We start from the raw sequence: 22483 nt of genomic DNA, 5'->3' as shown, positions 1-22483 counted from the left end.
GCCGGGCTGATTTAGCCCGGCCGTGTGTCAGTTGGACCCGCGGCCTTCGGGCGAAGACCGTGGTGCGATCGTCAGACCGCGGCCTTCTCGGTTTCAACGGCGTCGTTGGCGTCCGAAGTCGCTTCCTTGGCGGCGTCGTCGGCGACGGCCGGCTCAGCAGCGGCTTCCAGCTCGGCGGCGGCGCCTTCGGTTCCGGCCGGGGCGGCTTCGGCTTCAGCCTTGGAGGCCGAGGCTTCGCGCAGCATCGGCTCGACCGGAGCTTCCGAAGCGCCCAGGTCCACGCCCGAGGCCGACTGGCCGGCGGCCAGACCGTCCAGGACGGCGTCGGCGACCAGGTCGCAGTAGGTCTGGATGGCGCGCGCGGCGTCGTCGTTGCCCGGCACCGGATAGGTAATGCCGTCGGGGTCCGAGTTGGTGTCCAGGATCGCGATGATCGGGATGTTCAGCTTGCGGGCTTCCTGGATCGCGATCGCTTCCTTGTTGGTGTCGATCACGAACATGATGTCGGGGATGCCGCCCATGTCCTTGATGCCGCCCAGCGACAGCTCCAGCTTGTCCTTCTCGCGCTGCAGGGTCAGCAGCTCCTTCTTGTTCCGGCCTTCGCCAGACTCCAGGATGCCGTCCAGTTCACGCAGGCGCTGGATCGAGCCCGAGACGGTGCGCCAGTTGGTCAGCGTGCCGCCCAGCCAGCGGTTGTTCATGTAGTACTGCGCGCAGCGCTTGGCGGCTTCGGCCACCGGGTCCGAGGCCTGACGCTTGGTGCCGACGAACAGCACGCGGCCGCCCTTGGCCGCGACGTCGCGCACGGCGACCAGCGCCTGATGCATCAGCGGCAGGGTCTGCGACAGGTCGATGATGTGGATGTTCGAGCGCGAACCGAAGATGTAGCGGTCCATCTTCGGGTTCCAGCGGTGCGTCTGGTGGCCGAAGTGGGCGCCCGCTTCCAGCAGGGTGCGCATCGAGAATTCAGGCAGAGCCATGATCGTCTTGTCCTTTTTCCGATCGACGTGGCGCGGGGGATTGAAGCCCGACAGGGCCCTCGGAATGGTGCGGACCGGGATGTCTCCCCGAACCGCGCCTCACCCGCGTTGCGAAATGCCCGCGCCCTCTACGCCCAAGGGCCGGAAAAGGCAAGCCGGTCTGTGATCCGCACGAGGCCGGCTACGGCGCGTCCGCCGCCGCCTCCGGCAGCCGGTACTCCAGATCATAGCGATGCTCGCCGCCTTCGATGGTCAGGTGAAACACGCCGATGATTCCAGCAAGCTCGCCCGATCCGGAACCCGGAACAACCGCGATTGTAAGATCCTGCCGCCCCTCGTCCATCAGCCCGCGGTGCACCAGGGCGAAGCCGCCGGCGCGCCCGTTCACCGTGCCTTCCACACGCTCCATGGCGACATAGGCGCCGGACTGTCCCTGCAGGGTCGCCAGCATCTGGCCGACCCCTGTGGCTTGAACATCGCCTTGGAAAATCTTTTCCAGACGCATGCGGCCGGGGCCGGCTGGACCGCCCTCTTCTTCAGGTGTGATGACGACGGTGAAAGTCCCGCGAGCGTGCTGCACGGTCGGCTCCTGTGGTGAGGCGAAGACAGCCAGGGCGAGCAGGCCCGCCCCGATCGCAGAGGCGGCCATCAGGCGTCCTCCAGCATGATCACGCCGGGCGCCGACTTGAGCGCCCCGCGCAGCGCCGCATCCAGCCTATAACGGCCGGGCAGCTTGATCTCCACCTCCTGCCGACCGGCGTCGGCCGTCTGCAGCGTCGTCTGAAGCCAGACCTCCCCGCCCTTCCCTTGCGACCGGGCGCGATCCAGCCGCGCCTTCAGCGCCTCCGCATCGGCAGACGGCGCCGAAAGCAGCACCCGCAGCCCGATCTGGGCGTCGTCCAGAAGCGTGTCCATGCGGCTGGCGTCGTCGCCGAAGAAGCGGACTTCGCCGTCCGACGACTTGGCCCGCACCCGCACCAGAACCGCCGAACCCACCTCCAGGATCTCGCGGCAACGACGCAACTGCTCGGGCGGGAACAGGCATTCGAACTCGCCGGTCGGGTCCGAGAAGGTAACGAAGGCGAACTTCTCGCCGGTCTTGGCGCTGGCGCGTTCCTGGCGGCGCCGCACAACGCCCGCCATCTGGAAGGCCTCATGTCCCGCCTCGGCCAGGCCCTGCGCCTCGGCCACGAAAGTCACGCGCTTGCGCTTCAGCGCCGGAGTCAGCTCCTCCAGCGGGTGGCCCGACAGATAGAAGCCGACGGCGGCCAGTTCATGATCCAGTTGATCCGGCCCGGCCCACGGCTCGACGCTCTTCAGGCGCGGGCGTGCGGCGTGGGCCTGGTCGGCGCCAAACAGGCTGACCTGGCTGGAGGCGCGCTCGGCCGCCACGCTCTGGCAATAGGCCATCAGCACATCGGCCTGTTCGAACAGCTGGCGGCGGTTCGGATGCAGGCGGTCGAAGGCGCCGGCCTTGGCCAGGCCCTCCAGCGCGCGCTTGTTGACGGCGCGCGGATCGACCCGCTCCAGGAAGTCGAAGATGTCGGCGAACGGCCCGCCCGTCTGGCGCACCTCCACCACGTGCTTCATGGCCTCCAGGCCCACGTTGCGGATCGCGCCCAGCGCATAGAGCACCGCCCCCTGCCCGTCCTCATAGGCCACATCGAAGTCGGCCGAGGAGCGGTTGATGTCGGGCGCCAGCACCGGCACCTCGAAGCGGCGGCAGTCCTGATAGAAGACCGCCAGCTTGTCGGTGTTCGACAGGTCCAGCGACATGGAGGCGGCGAAGAACTCGACCGCGTGATTGGCCTTCAGCCAGCCGGTCTGGAAGCTGATCAGCGCATAGGCGGCGGCGTGCGACTTGTTGAAGCCGTAGCCGGCGAACTTGGCCACCAGGTCGAAGATGCCGCCAGACTGCGCTTCCGGCACGCCCTTCTCGGAGGCGCCCTTGATGAAGCGCGCCCGCTGAACGTCCATTTCCTCCTTCTTTTTCTTGCCCATGGCGCGACGCAGCAGGTCGGCCTCGCCCAGGCTGTATCCGGCCAGGATCTGGGCGATCTTCATCACCTGCTCCTGGTAGATGATGACGCCGTAGGTCTCGGTCAGCACCTCGGTCAGGGTGGGATGCAGATAGTCGACCTCGGCCCGACCGAATTTGCGGTCGATATAGGTGTCGATCATCTCCATCGGCCCAGGCCGATACAGCGAGATTAGGGCGGTGATCTCCTCGATGGAGCCGCAGCGCATCTTGCGCAGCGTGTCGCGCATGCCCTGGGATTCCAGCTGGAACACCCCGACCGTCTGGCCTGACGCCATCAGCTCATAGGTCGGAGCATCATCCAGCGGCAGCAGGTTCCAGTCCGGGGCCGCGCCACGCCGCTCCAGATAGCCGCGCGCCCGGTCCAACACTGTCAGCGTCTTCAGACCCAGGAAGTCGAACTTCACCAGACCGGCGGGTTCGACCCACTTCATGTTGAACTGGCTGGCGGGGATGGTGGAGCGCGGATCCTGGTACAGCGGCACCAGCTCGGTCAGTGGACGGTCGCCGATGACGATGCCCGCCGCGTGGGTCGAGGCGTTGCGGTACAGACCCTCCAACTCCAGCGCCGTCTCCAGCAGCGCCTTGACCGAGGCCTCGCTGTCGCGCGCCTCCTTCAGCCGCGGCTCTAGCTCGATAGCCTGGGCCAGGGTGACGGGATTGGCCGGGTTGTTCGGCACCATCTTGCAGAGCCGGTCGACCTGGCCCAGCGGCATCTGTAGCACTCGGCCCACGTCGCGCAGCACCGCCCGCGCCTGCAGCGTGCCGAAGGTGATGATCTGGGCGACGCGGTCCGAACCATAGTGATCCTGAACATAGTCGATCACCTCTTCGCGCCGCTCCTGGCAGAAGTCGATGTCGAAGTCGGGCATGGAGACCCGCTCAGGGTTCAGGAACCGCTCGAACAGCAGGCCGAACCGCAAGGGGTCCAGGTCGGTGATGGTCAGCGACCAGGCCACCAGCGAGCCCGCGCCCGACCCCCGCCCCGGCCCGACCGGAATGCCGTGCGACTTCGCCCATTTGATGAAGTCCGACACGATCAGGAAATAGCCGGGAAAGCCCATCTGCTGGATGATGCCGACTTCCCAGTCCAGCCGGGCCCAGTAGTCGGCCTCCGGCGCGGCGGCCTCGACCTGTTTCAGCCGGACCTTCAGACCCTCGCGGGCCTGGTGCGCCAGTTCGTCGGCCTCCGAGCGCCCTGCGCCCGTGTCGAAGCGCGGCAGAATGGGCGCGCGGGTCTGCACCAGAAAGGCGCAGCGGCGGGCGATCTCGATGGTGTTGTCGCAGGCCTCGGGCAGGTCGGCGAACAGCTCGCGCATGGCCTGGGCCGATTTGAACCAGTGCTCGCCGGTGATCCGGCGGCGGTCCTCCTGGCCGGTGAAGGCGCCGTCGGCGATGCACAGCAGGGCGTCATGCGACTTCGCCTGCGCCGCCTTGGCGTAATAGACGTCGTTGGTCGCCACCAGGGGCGTGTCGGTCTCATAGGCCCAGGCGAACAGCCCGCTCTCGGCGGCCGCTTCGCGAGGCAGCCCGTGACGCTGCAGTTCGACATAGAAGCGATCGCCGAAGACCCGTTTCATTTCGGCCAGGGCTTGCGCCCCGTCCTTGGCCTTCTTCTGCGCGAACAAGGGATCGACCGGCCCGTCGGGACCGCCGGACAGCAGGATCAGCCCCTCGGAGCGCTCGGCGACCAGTCCCCAGTCCACGCCGGGCTCGGCCATTTCGCCCGCGTCCAGATAGGCCGCCGAAGAAAGGGCGCACAGGTTCAGCCAGCCGGTCTCGTTTTGCGCGATCAACACGACGGTCGGCGTCCGCGCCCAACGCTCGACCATCCGACCGCCGATGCCCGTGACCGGCAGGGCGCACGCCACGATGGGCTGAACGCCCGCATCGCGCGTGGCCTGACTGAACTCCAGTGCGCCGAACAAATTGGCCCGGTCCGCGACCCCGACCGCAGGCATCCCGGCGTCCGCCGCCATGCGCCCGATCTTACCCGCCTTGATCGCGCCTTCCAGCAGCGAATAGGCGCTGCGCACCCTCAGGTGGACGAACCGTTCTGCCTCGGGCGTGGAAATGGCCTGCGTCTCCTTGAACAGGCCCATGACCGACTCACCCGATCAGGAACGCGGCCTGCCACACCATCCAGACGAAGCCGCCGCACGACGCAAGCGACAGCATATCCTTCACCCACCGAGACATGACGGCATCCCCAGATTTCCTGTTCTGGTAATGTTCTATGTTCCCTTTTTGTTTTCGTCAAGCTGACTGGCTGAAGCGGCGAATCCGTGGGAAGCAGATGCTTATGCCCTTGGACGGTCCTCGCCTCAGCCCCGCGCCGGAGCCTCAGCCTGAACCTTCTCGCCGGCGCGTTCTGTCGGCCGCCGTGGCCATGGGCCTCGGCTACGCCCTTGCGATCTACGGCCTGATACGGATCCAGGCCCCCGATTCTGGCATGCTGCTGTTCTCGTTCCTGATCGGCGCCCCCAATGGCCGCCAGCATAGTCGCTGTGGGTTTGGCTGATCCTCGTCGCCAGGCTGACGGCGCCTCGAACGCCAGCGTGTCAGCTCTCACGGTGACCATCATGCTGCTTTGCGCCGGGGTCGTTCTTGGTGAGGGCGCGGTGTGCCTGTTGATGGCCGCGCCAATCTTTTATCTCACCGGAATCCTGGCCGGGGTCATCTCGGGGCGGTTGATGCGGCGCCGGCCGGGCCGGATGCTGTGCTTGTCGCTGCTGGTCCTGCCCCTCGTGGGCCTGCCGGCCGAACTGGATCGCCCGCCCGAGTCTCAGACGCGCGAAGTCGTAACGCGTGTGAGCATCGACGCTGCGCCCGAGATCGTGTGGCGCACCTTGGCCGAGGTTCGCCATATCCGGCGTTCGGAAAACAAGTGGAATGTCAGTCACGACCTTATCGGCGTCCCGCGTCCAATCGACGCCCGACTGGACGGCCGAGGGGTCGGCGCCGTGCGCCACATCGCCTGGACCAAGGGCGTGCGCTTCGAAGAGCGCCTGATCCGTTGGGAACCGGGCCGCGAGATGGCCTGGTCGTTTCACATTTCGCCTGAGGCGTCGCGCCTGATCCTGGATGAGCATCTGACGATCAACAGCGACTATCTGCGCCTCGAGGAAGGCGGGTATCGCCTCCACCAGCGCGCTGACGGCGGAACGGACGTAGTTCTGACGACGCGGTACTGGATCCGTACGCCAATGAACGGATACGCCGCCGTGTGGGGGCGGCTGTTTCTTGGAGACTTCCACGCTAATGTCCTCGGCGTCATTCGCGCCCGGGCAGAGGACGAGGCCCGCAGCGCCTGATCAGTAGGCGTGGCTCTCGGCCGCGCGCTCTTCCAGATGGCCGTCCTTCAGAGCGAAAACGCGGTCCATGTGGCCGGCCAGCTCCATGTTGTGGGTGGCGATCAGGGCGGCGACGCCCGTCGTCTTCGACAACTGGCGCAGGCTCTCGAACACCGATCCGCTGGTCGAGGGATCCAGGTTGCCGGTCGGCTCGTCGGCCAGCAGCAGGCGCGGCCGGTTGGCCAGGGCGCGGGCGATCGCCACGCGCTGGCGCTCGCCGCCTGACAGCTGAGCCGGCTGGTGGGTGACGCGGTCGCCCAGGCCTAGCGCCGTCAGGGTATCGGTGGCGCGATCCTGCGCGGCTTTCACCGACAGACCGGCGATGCGCATGGGCAGGGCCACGTTGTCGCGCGCATCGAACTCGGGCAGCAGATGGTGGAACTGATAGACGAAGCCGATACGCGACAGACGCAGGCGGGTGCGTGCCCGCTCGTCCAGCCGACCGACCTCCTCGCCGTCGATGACGACCTGGCCCGTCGTCGGCCGTTCCAGCAGGCCCGCGGCGTGCAGCAGGCTGGACTTGCCCGAGCCCGACGGCCCGATCAGGCCCACGATCTCGCCCGGCCATACGTCCAGGTCCACGCCCTTCAGCACCGTCAGCCCGCCTTGGGCAGTGGGATAGGTGCGGCTGACGTCGCGCAGCGACAGGGTCGGCGTGTCGGTCCTATTCATAGCGCAGGGCCTCCACCGGATCGATGCGCGAGGCGTTCCAGGACGGCGGCAGGCTGGCCACGCAGCTCATCAGCAGCGACCAGACCGCGACCCAGGTCACGTCGCCCGGATCGACCAGCGCCGGCACCGCGTCCAGCATATAGACCTCGGAGTTGAACAGCTGGACGCCCAGCAGGGCTTCCAGGAAGTGCTGGATCGCGCCGATGTTCAGGCAGAATGCCAGGCCCAGCGCCAGACCGGCTAGCGTCCCCGCCACGCCGATCGCCGCGCCCGCCACGAAGAAGATGCGCAGGATCGACGATGGGCTGGCGCCCACGGTGCGCAGGATGGCGATGTCGCGCGTCTTGTTCTTCACCAGCATGACGATGCCCGAGATGATGTTCATCGCCGCGATGGCGACGACCATGCCCAGGATGATGCTCATGGCCGCGCGTTCGATCTGCAGCGCGCCCCAGAAAGCCGCCATCTGGGTTCTCCAGTCGGTCACGACTGCGCCCGCCCCGGCCGCATCGCGCACGGGGGCCAGATAGCCGTCCATCTGGTCCGGCGTGCTGACCTTCAGCTCGATGACGCTCCACACGCCTTCAAGCCCGAAGAAGAGCTGCGCCTGCTCCAGCGGCATGAAGATGAAGGCCTGGTCGTATTCCGAGGTGCCCGAGCTGAACACGCCGCCGACCGTGTAGGTCTTCTCCAGCCCGCCGAGATTGCCAAAAGCGCTGTCGGCGCCGGTCGGGGAATACAGGGTGATCGGATCGCCCGGCCCGATGCCCAGGCCGCGCGCCAGGGCGCCGCCGATCAGGATGCGGTCGCCGCCATAGGCGCCTTGGCCAAAGGTCTGACGCGCTTCGTCCGACAGGCTGTCATAGACGAAGTTCAACGACGACAGGTCCTGCGGGCGGATGCCCTTGACGATGGCGCCCGTGGTCGCGCCGCCGGCGCGCAGCAGGCTCTGGGCCTGGACCTGAGGCGCCACGCTGACGACCCCCGGCACGTCCGACAGCCGTTGCAGAGCCTGCTCGCGGTCCGGCGAACTCAGCACCTGACCCTGGACATACATGTGCCCGTTGAACGAGAGCATCCGACCCAGCAGCTCAGCCCGGAAGCCGGCCATGATGCTCATGACGCTGATCAGCACCGCGACCGCCAGCATGATGCCGATGAAGCTGATGATGGCGATCATCGCCACCCCGCCTTCCTTGCGCTTGGCGCGCAGATAGCGGAGCGCCAGACCGATCTCCCAGGCGGAGAAGGCGCCGGCGGGCTTCACCGGCTTGGTCGCCGAGGCGGCGTCGCTCATCCGATCAGTTTCCCGAGGGCGGCGTCCAGCGCCAGGCTGTCCTTCTCGCCGGTGGCGCGGCGCTTCAGCTCGACCACGCCGTCCTTCAGGCCCTTGGGCCCGATGGTCAGCTGCCACGGCACGCCGATCAGGTCGGCTGTCGCAAACTTGCCGCCCGGACGCTCGTCGGTGTCGTCATACAGCACGTCCAGGCCCGCAGCCTTCAGGCGATGCACCGCCTCGTCGCAGGCGGCGTCCACCGCCTCGTCGCCGACGCGCAGATTGATGATCACCACGTCGAACGGCGCCACGGCGTCAGGCCAGATGATGCCGCCTTCGTCATGGCTGGCCTCAATGATGGCGCCCAGCAGGCGCGAGACGCCGACACCATAGCTGCCCATGTGAACCGGCGTGTCCTTGCCGTCGGGCCCGGCCACCTGCGCCTTCATCGGCGCGGAATATTTGGTTCCGAAGTAGAAGATGTGGCCGACCTCGATGCCGCGCGCCGACAGACGATCAGCCTCGGCGGTCTGGCTCTCGAAGGCGCCCGCGTCGTGCATTTCCTCGGTCGCGGCGTACAGGGCCGTGCGCTCGTCAACGATGGCCTGCAGGTCGTCCCAGTCCACGTCGCCGCCCGGCGCCGGCATCTCGACCAGCTTGCGATCACAGAAGACGGCGCTCTCGCCGGTGTCCGCCAGGACGATGAACTCGTGGCTCAGGTCGCCGCCGATCGGGCCGGTGTCGGCGCGCATCGGCACAGCCTTCAGGCCCATGCGGGCGAAGGTGTTCAGATAGGCCACGAACATGCGGTTGTAGGCCTTGCGCGCCGAGGCCTCGTCCAGATCGAAGGAATAGGCGTCCTTCATCAGGAACTCGCGGCCGCGCATCACGCCGAAGCGCGGGCGCCGCTCGTCGCGGAACTTCCACTGAATGTGAAACAGGTTCAGCGGCAGGGCCTTGTAGCCCTTCACATAGCCCCGGAAGATGTCGGTGATCATCTCCTCGTTGGTGGGGCCGTACAGTAGTTCGCGTTCGTGCCGGTCGGTGATGCGCAGCATCTCCGGGCCATAGGCGTCGTAACGCCCGCTCTCACGCCACAGGTCGGCCAGCTGCAGCGTCGGCATCAGCAGTTCGACCGCGCCCGCCCTCACCTGCTCCTCGCGCACGATCGCCTCGATCTTGCGCAGCACCCGCAGACCCAGCGGCAGCCAGGCGTAGATGCCGGCGGCCTCCTGCTTGATCAGGCCGGCGCGCAGCATCAGTTGATGCGATACGATCTGGGCGTCCGAAGGCGCCTCTTTCAGAGTGGGCAGGAAGTAGCGCGAAAGGCGCATCGGGCGATCCAGATTTCGAGTCGAATGAACCCGAGCTTTAGCCGGGTCGGCGGGGCGAAAGCTAGGCGGCGCCCCTAAACGGGCGGCGCCAGGCTCGGCAGGGGCATCCAGCCGATGTAGACCAAGACCATGATGAACACCCAGACGACGGCCGCCACCCAGGTCGTTGTGATGAACTTCTTCTTCAGCCGGGGATTCTCCGGCGCGCCCCACTGAGCGCCGTCGGTCGGCTGCGCTTGGTCGCGCTGGTTCATTCCAAGCGGCAGAACGACGAACAGCACCGTCCACCACACCGTGATGTAGATGGCCGTCATGGTGAAGGGGCCGATGGGCATCAGTGCGCCTCGCCTTTGGGGGTTTCCATCAGTTCGATCAGCACCCCGCCCATATCCCTGGGATGCAGGAACAGGATGGGTGTGCCATGGGCGCCGATGCGCGGTTCGCCCGTGCCCAGGATGGTCGCGCCCTTGGCCCGCAGCGCATCGCGCGCGGCCAGTATGTCCTCGACCTCGAAACAGAGGTGGTGCTGGCCGCCCTTGGGGTTCTTGGCCAGGAAGCCCTGGATGGGACTGTCCTCGCCCAAGGGCTCGATCAGCTCGATCTGGCTGTTGGGCAGGTCGATGAAGCATACCCTGACGCCCTGCGCCGGCAGGTCGAACGGCGCATGTGCCCGCGTCGCGCCCAGCAGGTCGCGATACAGCCGCACGCTGTCCTCGATCGAGGGCGTCGCCACCCCCACATGGTTCAGTCTTCCGATCATCAGGCTCTCGAAACCTTCCTACGGTTCGAACGGGTCGGTCGGCGTGGGCCGGGTCGGCAGCGGCATGCGCGGCAGCGGCTCGTCGCTGTTGGCCGCCGACAGCAGGATGCTGGCCATGATGATCGCCGCCTGGCGCAAATCCTCGGGCCGCAGCTTGTCGTAGCTGTCGATCGAGGTGTGATGAAGGCGGCTGCCGTAATCCAGCGGATCCTGGATGAACTGGAAGCCCGGGATGCCCACGGTCTGCATATAGACATGGTCGGTGCCGCCCGACGGACGCAGCGACACCGTGCTGGCGCCCATGCTGGCGAAGGGCTTCAGCCACTCCTCAAACACGGCGGCGGCGGCGACATTGCCCTCGGCGTTGATGCCGCGGATGCGGCCCGAGCCGTTGTCGAAGTTGAAATAGGCCACCAGGTCGCGGTGGCCCGGACGCGGCTCGATGGGCCAGCGGGCGCGCCAGGTGCGGTTCACCGGGAGGGCGTCCTGGGCGGCGTCGCCCAGCGGCGCGCGGGTGGCGACGTACCGGTCGACATAGGCCAGCGAGCCGAGCAGGCCCTGCTCCTCGGCGTTCCACAGCGCAAAGCGGATGGTCCGCTTGGGCCGCACGTTCAGGGCCTTGAGAATGCGAGCGGCCTCCATGACCACGGCCACCCCGGCGGCGTTATCGACCGCTCCGTCCGACGCGACCCAGCTGTCCAGGTGGGCGCCGGCCATGACGTATTCGCCCGAACGGCTCGTGCCCGGAATGTCGGCCAGGATGTTGTAGGCCTGGGCGTCCTCGTCATGGAAGCGGACCTGGCTGGTCAGCTCCAGCGTGGGCGTGGCGCCGGCGGCGGTCAGACGCACCAGACGACGATAGTCCTCCTGGGTCATCTCGACGCCCGGCACCGTCGGCGTGGCGCCGGCGCGATAGTTGTAGCCCGCGCCGTGCAGCAGGCCGCCGTCGCGCTGGGACATGCGCACCCAGGCCAGCGCGCCCTCTTCTCTCAAGAAGGCGTCCAACTGCAGCGTGAAGTCTTCGGCCGTGTTCACGCGCACGGGCGCGTGGCGCGGCTGGACGTAGACGTTGCGGCCGGCGAGGTCCTCGTCGGTCAGACGACGGAAGACGGGCTGATCGGACGGCTCCGACGGCGCGTGCGCGGCGCTGATCAGCACGATCTTGCCGGCCAGCTTGCCGCGATGACGCGCGAAATCGCCGGCGTTGGCCATGGGCGCGAACACCACCTCGGCGTTGACCGTGCCGTCGGTCGAAGGCGTCCAGGCGACCGGAATGACCCGCAGTTCGATCGGACGGGGCGCCGTCATGCGCGCGCTGGCGCGCTCGATGGACCAGCCACGCCCGAACTCGAAGCCGTCGGCCCGCACATTCGACAGACCCCAGTCGCGGAACTGCTGCTGGGTCCAGCCCTCGGCCTGGCGCATCTGCGGCGAGTTGGTCAGACGCGGACCGATGCGATCCGTCAGCCAACCGGCGGTCTGCATGACCTGGCTCTGGTTCAGCCCCTGATCGATGATGCCGTTGATAGCCACCCGGTCGACGGGCTGGGCCAGCGCCGGCGTGGCGAGAAGCGTGGCGGACAGAAGAACAGCCAGATGACGCACGAACACCCCCGAAGAATGCGATGGCGTCTCTATGGGCGACGTCGGGATCAGCGGCAAGCCGCGCCCACGCCCGGCGCCCGCACCGCCAGCAGGGCCGAAGAGCGCTCGGCGCGGGACATGACGCCGGCGTCTTCCAGGATGCAGCCGATCACGGTGTTGGAGTTGGGCGCCAGCACGCCGTAGTCGATCTCTGCGTCCTCGAGCTCCGCCTTGGCGCGCGACAGCCGATCCAGTGCGCCCGCGGTCTCTTGGGGGTCCCGCGTGATCAGCGTCAGCTCATGGACCGCCTGACCGGACGACGGAAAGTCATAGGCCCCCGGCGCATAGTCGCCGATCCGCGCCGCCAGATGCTGCTCGTTGTCGGCGTCCGCGTCGAAATGTCCGGTCAGACTGGCTGAAAACACCTGTGCCGGACCGGTCTCCGGCACCACCAGAATATAGGCGTGGCGGGGGAAGAACAGGAAGTGCGCCAGGTATTTGGTCACAGGCACGAACGGCAGGCCATCGGGCCCCAGCGCCCTGACGCCGACATAGACCCCGGCCGGAAACGTCCGCGCATCCACGCCGCCGAACCGATCAACAAGCTGTTCGGTCATGATCTGATCCAGCACGATGGTGCCGTCCAGTCGGCGCTCGAAATAGCCGCGGATGTCGCTGGCGTTCGGATCCGGGCCCAGCTCTTTGCTGTATAGGCGTTCGAACGCCGTCGGATCGGCGGTTCGTCCATCCAGGGGGCTGAACCACAGGGCGGTCGCAACGTGCACGAACCGGAGTCCTCGGTCCTCCCGGCTCTGGACCGACAGGCCCAGCGCCAGATTGACCAGGGCAAACACCACCACCAGCAGCGCCAGCCACTGAAGCAGGATCAGCGACCACTTCTTCCACCCGTGCAGGGGGTGGCGCGCGTGGCGCACGCGTTCCAGCGCATCGTGCGAACGACGACGAACCGACTGACGGAAGCGGTGAGGGGCTGAGTTGGCCAAGGGCGCCGGCGAAGCTTGAGACTGATCGCCTCAAACCCCGCCGAACGGCCAAGGTTGCGTCCTACAGACGCAGAACGACCGTCTCGACGATCGGGCGACGCGACCACACGCCCTGGCTGGCCTTTTTGAGGGTGCGGGCGACGGCCTGTTCGACCACCAGCTCGTCCTCCAGCGCCGCGCCTTTCAGGCCGCGCACGGTCTGTTCGACGCGCTCGGCCAGATCGTCCAGGATGTCACCCAGCGGCTGGTCCTCGTCGCCCGGCAGGCCGATGGCGCGCACGTCGATGTCCGAGACGATCTTGCCGCGCTTGTCGAGCGCGAAGCTGACTACCAGCACGCCGTTGGACGCCGCGTGGCGACGTTCGCGCAGGGCTGTGCCCGCCTCCTCCACCAGCATGCCGCCGTCCACGAACAGACGGCCGGAAGGCACCTCGTCGATGATGGCGGCGGGTCCGGGGGCCAAGCGCACCATGTCGCCGTTTCGCGGCGTCACGGTCTCGGGCACCTGCATGTCCTTGGCCAGCAGGGCGTGTTCGGCGATGTGGCGGCGCATGCCGTGGGTCGGCACCGCGATCCTGGGACGCGCCCACTGGTACATCTGACGCAGTTCGTCGCGGCAGGGGTGGCCTGAGACGTGGATGCCTGGCGTGTCCTTCTCGGTGTGGATGCGCACGCCGCGTTCCGACAGCGTGTCCTGCAGCCGGCCGATCGACAGCTCGTTGCCCGGGATCACCCGCGACGAGAAGATGCAGTGGTCGCCGCGTCCCAGCTTGATGAAGGGATGCGAGCCATCCGCCACGCGCGACAGCGCGGCGCGGGCTTCGCCCTGGCTTCCGGTGCACAGATACAGGATCTGCTCGCCCGGCCAGTGCCGCGCCTCGTCCTCGCTCAGGAAGGGCTTGATGTCCGACAGCATTCCGACCGACTTGGCCGCCGCCGTGATGCGGTGCATCGACCGTCCGGCCAGGGCCACGCGCCGACCGGCCGCCTCGGCGGCGCGGATCACGCTGTCCATGCGAGCCACGTTGGACGCAAAGCAGCCGACCGCGATCCGGCCCTTGAGGCCCGAAATCAGCTCGGCCAGGGCCTCGCGCACCTCGCCCTCTGAGCCGGCCACGCCGTCCACGAAGACGTTGGTGGAATCGCACACCATGGCCAGGACGCCTTCGTCGCCCAGGCGCTGGATGGTCTCGATGTCGGTCCGCTCGCCCACGACCGGATCGTTGTCGATCTTCCAGTCGCCGGTGTGCAGCACCGTGCCCAGCGGCGTCTTGATCGCCAGGCCGTTCGGCTCGGCGATGGAATGGGTGATGGTGACCATCTCGACCTGGAACGGGCCCAGGTCGATCGTCCCGCCCAGCGGCACTTCGTGCAGCGTCACCTGATCCAGCAGGCCGGCGTCGCGCAGCTTTTCGCGGATCAGGTAGGCGGTGAAGGGCGTCGCATAGAGCGGGGCCTTGATGCGCGGCCACAGCCAGCCCAGGGCGCCGATGTGATCCTCGTGCGCGTGGGTCAGCACGATGCCGCGGATGTTCTCGCCCTCCAGATAGACCGGATCGGGCACGATCACGTCGACACCGGGCGTCGAAGGATCGCCGAAGGTCACACCCACGTCGACCACGATCCACTCGCGGTCGTCCGCCGGGCCATAGCCATAGGCGTTGAGATTCATGCCGATCTCGTTGGATCCGCCCAGCGGCAGGAAGACGAGTTCGTTGTCTTTGTTTTTGTTCATGCGCCCATGTGGGTGTTGCGGCGCCAGATTTCGAGCAGGCCGCGGATGGTTAGATCGGGATCGAAGTGATCAATGCTGCCGGTGGCGCCCTCGAACAGGGAGGCGACGCCCCCCGTGCCGATGACGGTCATGGGTTTTCCCCATTCGGTTTTGATGCGCGCGACCAGGCCCTCGATCAGCGAGATATAGCCCCAGAAGACGCCAGCCTGCATGTTGGACACCGTGTCCTTGCCGATGACGCGCTCGGGCTTTTGGATGGCGATACGCGGCAGCATGGCCGCCGCTTCGTGCAGGGCCTGAAGGCTCAAATTCACGCCCGGCGCGATGACGCCGCCCTCGAAGGCGCCGTCGGCGGCGATGACGTCGAAGGTCGTGGCCGTGCCGCTGTCGATGACGATCAGGTCGCCCGGATATTTCAGATGCGCCCCAATGGCGTTGACCAGCCGATCCGCGCCGGCCTCCGAAGGCTTCAGGATGCGCGCCTCCATGCCCAGCGTGGCGTTCTCGCCGATCACCAGAGGCTCGGCCCCCAGGTAGCGCCGCGACAGGTTGCGCAGATTGAACATCGACTGCGGCACGACGCTGGAAATGATGCAGCCGTCCAAGGCCTTCAACTCCAGCCCCCGCATCGCCATCAGTTGCGACAGCCAGACGGCGTATTCATCGGCCGTGCGGCTGGACTCGGTCGCGGCGCGCCACTGGGCGACCCAGTCGGTCCCATCGTGCACCGCGAACAGCGTATTGGTGTTGCCCTGTTCGATCGCCAGCAGCATCAGGCGGCCTCCTCGCCGAAGAAGACGTCGCCGGCAGAGACGCGACGCAGCGTCCCGTCGGCCAGCCGCAGCCTCAGCGCACCGTCGGCCTCGACCCCGTCGGCCTGGCCGCTGATCGTCTCGTGGCCCAGGCGCGCGACGCAGGGGCCGTCCAGCCCCCGTGCGCGGGCGCGCCAGGCGTCCAGGATGGGCTCGAACCCTAGGGTCTCCCAGCGCTCGATCCAGTTGGCGAAGGCTTGGCTCAGCACGGCCAGCGCGGCGTCAGGGGAAGGCGCCTGCGCCACATCGGCCCGAAGGTGTTCGGCGATGCAGGTCGCCGGCCGCTCGACGCCCTGCGGCGCCTGGGCCAGGTTCACGCCGATCCCGACCGCCAGCCACAGTCCGCGTTCGGCTTGACCGGATTCAATCAGCACGCCGGATACCTTGCGGCCGTCCAGCAGCACGTCATTGGGCCATTTGATAGAGACCAGGGCGGCGGGCGCAAAGGCGTCCAGCAGATCCACAGTGGCAAGGGCTGCGATGAACGTCACCTGCGCGGCCTCGGCCGGAGGCTTCTGCGTCAGTTGCAGCAGGCTGGCCGTCAGATTGGCGCCGTCGCTTTCCCACGCGCGGCCGCGCCGCCCGCGCCCGGCGGTCTGGCGCCGCGCGGCGATCCACAGCGGCCCGGTCTCGCCGGCCTCGGCGCGGCGTCGCGCCTCGGCGTTGGTGGAGTCGACCTCGTCGAGAAACAGGACCGGGGCGGCGGTCGCCACCGCCCTACCCGGCTCCGAAGCCGCTCGCGGCCGCCCGCGTCAGGGGCTCGAGCCAAACCAGACCCACGATCACCAGCGGGAAGGAGAAGGCGGCCGCGGCGAAGGCCACGGTCTTGGCCTCCACCGGCGCGGCGTCGGTCTTGATCTCGTCCACGGGGGGATCGAACCACATCAGCTTGATGATGCGAAGATAATAGAAGGCCGCCACGACCGAGGCCACCAGACCGGCGGCGCCGGCCATCCAGTAGCCCGCGTCAGCCGCTGCGCCGAAGACATAGTATTTGGCCCAGAAGCCCGCGAACGGCGGCATGCCCAGCACCGAGAGCGACAGCACCGTCAGGGCGATGGCCGTCACCGGGCGGTCCTTCTTCAGTCCGGCCAGGTCGGCGATGTTGCGGATCGGCCGGCCGCGCTTGGACAGCGACAACAGGATGGCGAAGAAGCCCAGCTGGTCGATGACGTACAGCGTCATGAACATCAGCATGGCCTGCAGGCCCAACTGCGTGCCAGCCGCGATGCCCAGCAGGGCGTAGCCGATATTGGCGATCGACGAATAGGCCAGCAGGCGCTGGATGTTCTTCTGCGCCAGGCCGCCGAAGGCGCCGACGGCGAAGCTGATCAGCGAGATCAGGATGATGACCTGGGCCCACTGGTCGTGCGAGCCGGCGAAGCCGTCGGTCAGCACGCGCGCGATCAGAACCATGGCCGCCATCTTGGGCGCGGTGGCGAACAGGGCCACGACCGGCGTCGGCGCGCCCTCATAGACGTCTGGCGTCCACATGTGGAACGGCGCGGCCGAGACCTTGAACGCCAGACCGCAGATCAGGAACACCAGTCCGAAGATCAGGCCCGGACCGGGGTTGGCGGCGGCGTAGGCGGCGATCTCGTCGAAACGCATCGAGCCGGTGAAGCCGTATACCAGGCTGGCGCCGTACAGCAGCAGGCCCGACGACAGAGCGCCCAGCACGAAATACTTCAGGCCCGCTTCCGACGCCTTCAGGTCATCGCGGTGATAGGCGGCCAGCACATAGAGGGCTAGCGAATGCAGCTCGATGCCGACGTAGAGCGAGATCAGGTCGCCCGACGACGCCATCATCGACATGCCGACCGAGGCCAGCACGATCAGGATCGGATATTCGAACTTGGCGATGCGCTCGCGGTGCATCCAGCCGTCGCCGAGCACGATGGCGACCGCGGCGCTCAGGAAGATCACCACCTTGGCGAACACGGCCAGCGGATCGGCCACGAACGCGCCGTTGAAGGCCGCGCCCAGGGGACCGGTGGCGGCGATGACGGCGGCGGCGATCAGCAGCAGGATCGACGCGCCCGAGATCAGGCGCGCGGACTTCTCGCCCATGAAGGCGCCCACCATCAGCAGCACCAGGGCCCCGACGGCCAGGGTGATCTCGGAAGCGGCGAGGTGAAGGGCTTGGGACAGGTCAGGCATCAGTCTCTCACCCGCCGATCGCGGCGCGATAGGCGCTGGTCAGGGCCTCAACGGCGGGCCCGGTGTAGTCGAGGACGGCGGCCGGATAGACGCCCAGCCAGATCGTCCCGATGATCAGAGGCACGAAGGTCAACAGCTCGCGCTTGTCGATGTCGGTGATGGTCTTCATCGCCGGATTGGTGATCTCGCCGAACATGACGTTGCGATACAGCGTCAGGGCGTAAACCGCCGAGAAGATCACGCCCGACGCGGCGACCAGCGCCGTCCAGGTCGAGACCTCATAGACCGCCGTCATCGTCAGGATCTCGCCGATGAAGCCCGAGGTGCCCGGCAGGCCGACATTGGCCATGGTGAACATCAGGAAGATGGCCGCGTACCACGGCATCCGGCTGGTCAGACCGCCGTACTGGGCGATCTCACGGGTGTGCATCCGGTCATAGACAACACCGACGCACAGGAAGAGCGCGCCCGAGATCAGACCGTGGCTGATCATCTGGAACACCGCGCCCTGCACGCCCTGCTCGTTGCCGGCGAAGATGCCCATGGTGACGAAGCCCATGTGCGCGACCGACGAATAGGCGATCAGCTTCTTCATGTCGGTCTGCCGGAAGGCGACCAGCGAGGTGTAGACGATGGCGATCACCGACAGGGTGAAGACCAGGGGTGCGAACATCTGCGACGCCAGCGGGAACATCGGCAGGTTGAACAGGATGAAGCCATAGCCGCCCAGCTTCAGCAGGATGCCGGCCAGGATGACCGACCCCGCCGTCGGCGCCTGCACGTGGGCGTCGGGCAGCCAGGTGTGCACCGGCCACATCGGCATCTTCACCGCGAACGAGGCGAAGAAGGCCAGCCACAGCAGCGTCTGCGCCTGCGGCGAGAAGGCGTATTCCTTCAGCGCCGGAATGCTGGTGGTGCCGGCCGTATTGGCCATCCACAGCATGGCCAGCAGCATCAGCACCGACCCCAGCAGGGTGTAGAGGAAGAACTTGTAGGCCGCGTAGATCCGGTTGGCCCCGCCCCAGATGCCGATGATCAGGAACATCGGCACCAGGGTGCCTTCGAAGAAGATATAGAACAGGAACAGGTCCAGCGCGGTGAACACGCCGATGACCAGCGTCTCCAGCACCAGGAAGCAGATCATGTACTCGACCACGCGGTCGGTAATCGTCTTCCAACTGGCGATGATGCACAGCGGCATCAGGAAGGCAGTCAGCAGCACGAACAGGATCGAGATGCCGTCCACGCCCAGGTGATACTGGGCGCCGGCGAACCAGACGTAGCGTTCGACGAACTGATAGGCTGGGTTCGACGGGTCGAAGGTGGCGACCAGCAGGACCGACACGGCCAGCACGACCAGGGTCGTGCCGAGCGCGATCCAGCGCGCCGCTGGCGCGGCGTCGCCCTTGCCCAGCAGCCGCGCGCCCAGAATGGCGGAGGCGCCCAGCAGCGGGAGGAAGGTGACGAGGCTCAGAATGTGAGGCACGGGATCAGGCTCCCCACGTCGCGATGGCGAAGGCGAGCAGACCCGCCACCCCCAGCAGCATCACGAAGGCGTAGTGATAGACATAGCCGGACTGCAGCTTGGCCAGTCGTCCGGCGGATTTCAGCGAGGCCCAGGCGGCGCCGTTCGGGCCCATGCCGTCGATGATCTTCACATCGCCGACCTTCCAGAACAGGTCGCCCAGCTTCTTGGTCCCGCGCACGAAGACAAAGTCATACAGCTCGTCGAAGTACCACTTGTTGTAGAGGAAGGCGTAGATCGCCCCTCCCCGCTCGGCCATGCGGCGGCCCATGCCCTCGCGCAGGACGTAGATCCACAGCGCCGTCAGCGTGCCGGCCAGCGTCATGACCAGCGGCGCCCACAGCACCCAGACCGGCACATAGTGGCTGTCGTGAAGCACATGGTTGGCTTCCGAGGTGAAGATCGCCCCGCGCCAGAACTCGGCCTCGTGGTGACCGACGAAGCTGTCGTAGAAGACGAAGCCCGCCGCGATCGCGCCGACCGACAGCAGCAGCAGCGGGATCAGCATGACCCACGGGCTCTCGTGCGGCTTCAGCGGGCCGTGGTGGTGATGGTCGTCATGCTCGGCGTGGGCATGACCCTCGACCGGCGCGTCGTGGGCGGGATGGGCGCCGTCGGCCAGGGGCTCGTCATGCGTTTCCAGCTGGGCCGGCTGATGGGCGTGCGCGTCCGCGTCGTGAACGGGATGCTCTTCCTCTTTCCACACCGGCTTGTTGTGGAAGGTCATGAACACCAGACGCCACGAATAGTAGGCCGTGAGCGCCGCGGCGAAGAGGCCGATAAAGAAGGCGAACAGGCCCACCGGGCTGTAGCCGGCCGACGCGAAGGCGCTCTCCAGGATCGAGTCCTTGGAATAGAAGCCGGCGAAGCCCCACTTCAGCTGCGGAATGCCCAGGCCGGTGAGGGCGATGGTGCCGATCATCATGACCGCATAGGTCACGGGCAGCAGCTTCCACAGGCCGCCCATCTTCCGCATGTCCTGCTCGTGGTGCATGCCGTGGATCACCGAGCCGGCGCCCAGGAACAGCAGGGCCTTGAAGAAGGCGTGGGTGAACAGGTGGAACATGGCGGCCTGATAGGCGCCGACGCCCGCCGCGAAGAACATGTAGCCCAGCTGCGAACAGGTCGAATAGGCGATGACCCGCTTGATGTCGTTCTGGGTCAGACCGACCGTGGCGGCGAACAGGGCCGTGATCGCGCCGATGATGGCGATGATCTGGCTGGCGACCGGAGCGTATTCGTAGATCGGGCTCAGCAGGCAGACCATGTAGACACCGGCCGTCACCATGGTGGCGGCGTGGATCAGGGCCGACACCGGGGTCGGACCTTCCATGGCGTCTGGCAGCCAGGTGTGTAGGAAGAACTGCGCCGACTTGCCCATGGCGCCGATGAACAGCAGGAAGCCGGCCAGATCCAGCGCTGACCAGGTGTGGCCCAGGAAGGTCCAGCCCGTGCCCGCGCGCTCGGCGATCAGAGGGAACAGTTCGGCGAAGTCGATCGTGCCGAACATCCAGAAGATGGTGATGATGCCCAGCGCGAAGCCGAAGTCGCCGACCCGGTTGACCACGAAGGCTTTGATGGCGGCGGCCGACGCCGTGGGCTTCTTGTACCAGAAGCCGATCAGCAGATAGGAGGCGAGGCCCACGCCTTCCCAGCCGAAGAACAGCTGCATGAAGTCGGCGGCCGTGACCAGCGCCAGCATGGCGAAGGTGAACAGCGACAGATAGGCGAAGAAGCGCGGCTTGGAGTCGTCCTCCGCCATATAGCCCCAGCTGTACAGGTGCACGAGCGAGGACACGCTGGTCACAACGATCAGCATCACCGCCGACATGGCGTCGATGCGGATCGACCAGGTCGACTGGAAGTCGCCGACGTTGATGAACGGCAGCAGGCGCAGGGTGAAGGCTTCCAGCCCGCCCCAGGTCCACTGGACGAAGACGAACCACGATACGGCGCAGGCGAAGAACAGCAGGCCCGTGGTTACGGCCTGCGAGGCGACGTTGCCGATGCGGCGGCCGAAGAAGCCGGCGACCATCGCGCCCAGCAGGGGCGCGAAGACTCCGAGAGTGACGAGAAGCTGGATGGTCACGATCAGCCCTTCATCACCGAGGCGTCATCCACGGCGATGTCGCCGCGGTTACGGAAGAAGGTCACCAGAATGGCCAGGCCGACGGCGGCCTCGGCCGCGGCGACGGTCAGCACGAACATGGCCATGATCTGCCCGGCGATGTCGTTCAGATAGGCCGAGAAGGCGACGAAGTTGATGTTCACCGACAGCAGGATCAGCTCGACCGACATCAGGATGATGATGACGTTCTTGCGGTTCGCGAAGATGCCGAACACGCCGATGGTGAACAGGATGGCGGCGACCGCCAGATAGTGGGGCAGACCGATGTCCATTACAGAAGCTCCTCAGGGCTGACGCCCTGGCCGGTCTGGGCCGATTTGACTTCGACGGCGGTGCGACGGTCGCGGTTGACCTGGGCCGACGGGTCCTGGCGACGGATGTGCGGCTTGTGCCGCAGCGTCAGGGTGATGGCGCCGATCATGGCGATCAGCAGCACGATCCCGGCCGCCTGGAAGAAGTAGACGTAGTCCGTATAGAGCACCCGCCCGATGGCGTGGACGTTAGTCAGCTCGGCATTGGGCGCGGCCACCTCGGTGATGCCGCGCGCCGCGCCGCCCTGCACCACGGCCATCGAGATCACGATCATCTCGATCAGCAGGACGGCCGCCACGATGGCACCGATCGGCAGATAGCGGGCCCAGCCTTCGCGCAGACGCACGAAGTCCACGTCCAGCATCATGACGACGAACAGGAACAGCACCGCCACGGCGCCAACGTAGACGACCACCAGCAGCATCGCCAGGAACTCCGCGCCCAGCAGCACGAACAGCCCCGCCGACGAGAAGAAGGCCAGGATCAGCCAAAGGACCGAGTGCACGGGGTTGCGCGCGGTGACGACCAGCAAGGCCGAAACCACGGCCACGGCCGCCAGCAGATAGAACGCTATGCCTTGCAGCATTGCCGGGACGTCGCCCCCTTTGAAAACCTGGCCCGGCCGAAGCCTGACCATCCTGACTCGCGCCCCCAGAGGGGACGCCTGCGGAATCGGCGCTCCGTTTAGCGATACGGAGCGTCGAGTTCCAGATTCTTAGCGATCACCCGCTCCCAGCGGTCGCCGTTGTCCAGCAGGCGCTGCTTGTCATAGAGCAGCTCCTCACGGGTCTCGACGGCGAACTCCGAGTT

Annotated in this window: 19 protein-coding genes and 1 pseudogene; 1 reads left to right on the top strand and 19 read right to left on the bottom strand. The window is 67.0% G+C overall.

Translation table 11 applies throughout. The annotated features are described in order from the left end of the window. Nucleotides 1-71 precede the first annotated feature (71 nt). The 3 genes from rpsB to dnaE form a co-directional block, all read right to left on the bottom strand. Nucleotides 72-980 carry a 30S ribosomal protein S2 gene (gene rpsB / locus ACK4I0_RS12070; protein WP_409611287.1) on the bottom strand — a complete coding sequence of 303 codons (909 nt, stop codon included), beginning with the start codon at nt 978-980 and terminating at the stop codon, nt 72-74. A 181-nt stretch (nt 981-1161) separates the two neighbouring features. Then, entirely contained in the window at nt 1162-1629 is a 468-nt protein-coding gene (locus ACK4I0_RS12065) for a DUF3224 domain-containing protein (protein ID WP_409611285.1), read from the bottom strand. Continuing rightward, a complete protein-coding gene (gene dnaE / locus ACK4I0_RS12060) occupies nt 1629-5093 on the bottom strand; it encodes a DNA polymerase III subunit alpha (RefSeq protein ID WP_409611321.1) in 3465 nt (1154 codons plus the stop codon). The genes ACK4I0_RS12065 and dnaE overlap by 1 nt, the downstream gene beginning before the upstream one ends. A gap of 411 nt (nt 5094-5504) precedes the next feature. On the opposite strand from dnaE, the gene ACK4I0_RS12055 reads away from it, so the two are divergent. After that, on the top strand, nt 5505-6332 hold the full coding sequence (locus tag ACK4I0_RS12055) for a hypothetical protein (protein ID WP_409611283.1): 828 nt from the start codon (nt 5505-5507) through the stop codon (nt 6330-6332). Here ACK4I0_RS12055 and ACK4I0_RS12050 read toward each other — a convergent pair whose 3' ends face one another. The 16 genes and pseudogenes from ACK4I0_RS12050 to ACK4I0_RS11975 all read right to left on the bottom strand — a co-directional run. Then, nucleotides 6333-7043: an ABC transporter ATP-binding protein gene (locus ACK4I0_RS12050; protein WP_409611281.1), complete on the bottom strand. Its 711-nt coding sequence runs from the start codon at nt 7041-7043 to the stop codon at nt 6333-6335. Further along, the gene (locus ACK4I0_RS12045; protein ID WP_409611279.1) at nt 7036-8340 is read right to left on the bottom strand and encodes a lipoprotein-releasing ABC transporter permease subunit; all 1305 of its coding nucleotides are present in this window, start codon (nt 8338-8340) and stop codon (nt 7036-7038) included. The genes ACK4I0_RS12050 and ACK4I0_RS12045 overlap by 8 nt, the downstream gene beginning before the upstream one ends. Continuing rightward, on the bottom strand, nt 8337-9653 hold the full coding sequence (proS, locus tag ACK4I0_RS12040; protein WP_409611277.1) for a proline--tRNA ligase: 1317 nt from the start codon (nt 9651-9653) through the stop codon (nt 8337-8339). The genes ACK4I0_RS12045 and proS overlap by 4 nt, the downstream gene beginning before the upstream one ends. A gap of 74 nt (nt 9654-9727) precedes the next feature. Next, a complete protein-coding gene (locus ACK4I0_RS12035; RefSeq protein ID WP_409611275.1) occupies nt 9728-9988 on the bottom strand; it encodes a DUF1467 family protein in 261 nt (86 codons plus the stop codon). Next, nucleotides 9988-10413, bottom strand: a complete 426-nt coding sequence (mce, locus tag ACK4I0_RS12030; protein WP_409611273.1) for a methylmalonyl-CoA epimerase — start codon at nt 10411-10413, stop codon at nt 9988-9990. The genes ACK4I0_RS12035 and mce overlap by 1 nt, the downstream gene beginning before the upstream one ends. An 18-nt stretch (nt 10414-10431) precedes the next feature. Then, nucleotides 10432-12018: a M20/M25/M40 family metallo-hydrolase gene (locus ACK4I0_RS12025; RefSeq protein WP_409611271.1), complete on the bottom strand. Its 1587-nt coding sequence runs from the start codon at nt 12016-12018 to the stop codon at nt 10432-10434. A gap of 47 nt (nt 12019-12065) precedes the next feature. Next, the gene (locus tag ACK4I0_RS12020) at nt 12066-13001 is read right to left on the bottom strand and encodes a hypothetical protein (protein ID WP_409611269.1); all 936 of its coding nucleotides are present in this window, start codon (nt 12999-13001) and stop codon (nt 12066-12068) included. 61 nt (nt 13002-13062) lie between these two features. Then, entirely contained in the window at nt 13063-14736 is a 1674-nt protein-coding gene (locus ACK4I0_RS12015) for a ribonuclease J (RefSeq protein ID WP_409611267.1), read from the bottom strand. Further along, nucleotides 14733-15512 carry a type III pantothenate kinase gene (locus tag ACK4I0_RS12010; protein WP_409611319.1) on the bottom strand — a complete coding sequence of 260 codons (780 nt, stop codon included), beginning with the start codon at nt 15510-15512 and terminating at the stop codon, nt 14733-14735. Before ACK4I0_RS12010 ends, ACK4I0_RS12015 begins: the two co-directional genes overlap by 4 nt. Continuing rightward, complete coding sequence (locus tag ACK4I0_RS12005) at nt 15509-16261, bottom strand: biotin--[acetyl-CoA-carboxylase] ligase (RefSeq protein WP_409611265.1); 753 nt, start codon at nt 16259-16261, stop codon at nt 15509-15511. The genes ACK4I0_RS12010 and ACK4I0_RS12005 overlap by 4 nt, the downstream gene beginning before the upstream one ends. 4 nt (nt 16262-16265) lie before the next feature. Further along, a complete protein-coding gene (gene nuoN / locus ACK4I0_RS12000; RefSeq protein ID WP_409611263.1) occupies nt 16266-17708 on the bottom strand; it encodes an NADH-quinone oxidoreductase subunit NuoN in 1443 nt (480 codons plus the stop codon). Nucleotides 17709-17715: 7 nt separating this feature from the next. Next, a complete protein-coding gene (locus ACK4I0_RS11995; RefSeq protein ID WP_409611261.1) occupies nt 17716-19194 on the bottom strand; it encodes an NADH-quinone oxidoreductase subunit M in 1479 nt (492 codons plus the stop codon). 4 nt (nt 19195-19198) lie between these two features. Continuing rightward, nucleotides 19199-21316 (bottom strand): NADH-quinone oxidoreductase subunit L, encoded by a 2118-nt coding sequence (gene nuoL / locus ACK4I0_RS11990; protein WP_409611317.1) that lies wholly within the window; start codon nt 21314-21316, stop codon nt 19199-19201. A gap of 8 nt (nt 21317-21324) precedes the next feature. Further along, the gene (gene nuoK / locus ACK4I0_RS11985) at nt 21325-21633 is read right to left on the bottom strand and encodes an NADH-quinone oxidoreductase subunit NuoK (RefSeq protein WP_135063113.1); all 309 of its coding nucleotides are present in this window, start codon (nt 21631-21633) and stop codon (nt 21325-21327) included. Beyond that, complete coding sequence (locus ACK4I0_RS11980; RefSeq protein ID WP_409611259.1) at nt 21633-22259, bottom strand: NADH-quinone oxidoreductase subunit J; 627 nt, start codon at nt 22257-22259, stop codon at nt 21633-21635. The genes nuoK and ACK4I0_RS11980 overlap by 1 nt, the downstream gene beginning before the upstream one ends. Before the next feature lie 98 nt (nt 22260-22357). Continuing rightward, nucleotides 22358-22483, bottom strand: a pseudogene (locus ACK4I0_RS11975) (NADH-quinone oxidoreductase subunit I); the annotation flags it as partial.

The sequence above is a fragment of the Brevundimonas sp. genome (genome assembly GCF_046295775.1).
Taxonomy (GTDB): domain Bacteria; phylum Pseudomonadota; class Alphaproteobacteria; order Caulobacterales; family Caulobacteraceae; genus Brevundimonas.
Note: the sequence above shows the minus strand (reverse complement) of the source record. Positions and strands in the feature narration are given on the sequence as shown.

What these genes read in the sequence shown, in the direction of transcription:
- rpsB (WP_409611287.1), bottom strand. Translation starts at nt 980, where the DNA reads ATGGCTCTGCCTGAATTCTCGATGCGCACCCTGCTGGAAGCGGGCGCC.
- ACK4I0_RS12065 (WP_409611285.1), bottom strand. Translation starts at nt 1,629, where the DNA reads ATGGCCGCCTCTGCGATCGGGGCGGGCCTGCTCGCCCTGGCTGTCTTC.
- ACK4I0_RS12055 (WP_409611283.1), top strand. Translation starts at nt 5,505, where the DNA reads ATGGCCGCCAGCATAGTCGCTGTGGGTTTGGCTGATCCTCGTCGCCAG.
- ACK4I0_RS12050 (WP_409611281.1), bottom strand. Translation starts at nt 7,043, where the DNA reads ATGAATAGGACCGACACGCCGACCCTGTCGCTGCGCGACGTCAGCCGC.
- ACK4I0_RS12045 (WP_409611279.1), bottom strand. Translation starts at nt 8,340, where the DNA reads ATGAGCGACGCCGCCTCGGCGACCAAGCCGGTGAAGCCCGCCGGCGCC.
- proS (WP_409611277.1), bottom strand. Translation starts at nt 9,653, where the DNA reads ATGCGCCTTTCGCGCTACTTCCTGCCCACTCTGAAAGAGGCGCCTTCG.
- ACK4I0_RS12035 (WP_409611275.1), bottom strand. Translation starts at nt 9,988, where the DNA reads ATGCCCATCGGCCCCTTCACCATGACGGCCATCTACATCACGGTGTGG.
- mce (WP_409611273.1), bottom strand. Translation starts at nt 10,413, where the DNA reads ATGATCGGAAGACTGAACCATGTGGGGGTGGCGACGCCCTCGATCGAG.
- ACK4I0_RS12015 (WP_409611267.1), bottom strand. Translation starts at nt 14,736, where the DNA reads ATGAACAAAAACAAAGACAACGAACTCGTCTTCCTGCCGCTGGGCGGA.
- nuoN (WP_409611263.1), bottom strand. Translation starts at nt 17,708, where the DNA reads ATGCCTGACCTGTCCCAAGCCCTTCACCTCGCCGCTTCCGAGATCACC.
- nuoK (WP_135063113.1), bottom strand. Translation starts at nt 21,633, where the DNA reads ATGGACATCGGTCTGCCCCACTATCTGGCGGTCGCCGCCATCCTGTTC.
- ACK4I0_RS11980 (WP_409611259.1), bottom strand. Translation starts at nt 22,259, where the DNA reads ATGCTGCAAGGCATAGCGTTCTATCTGCTGGCGGCCGTGGCCGTGGTT.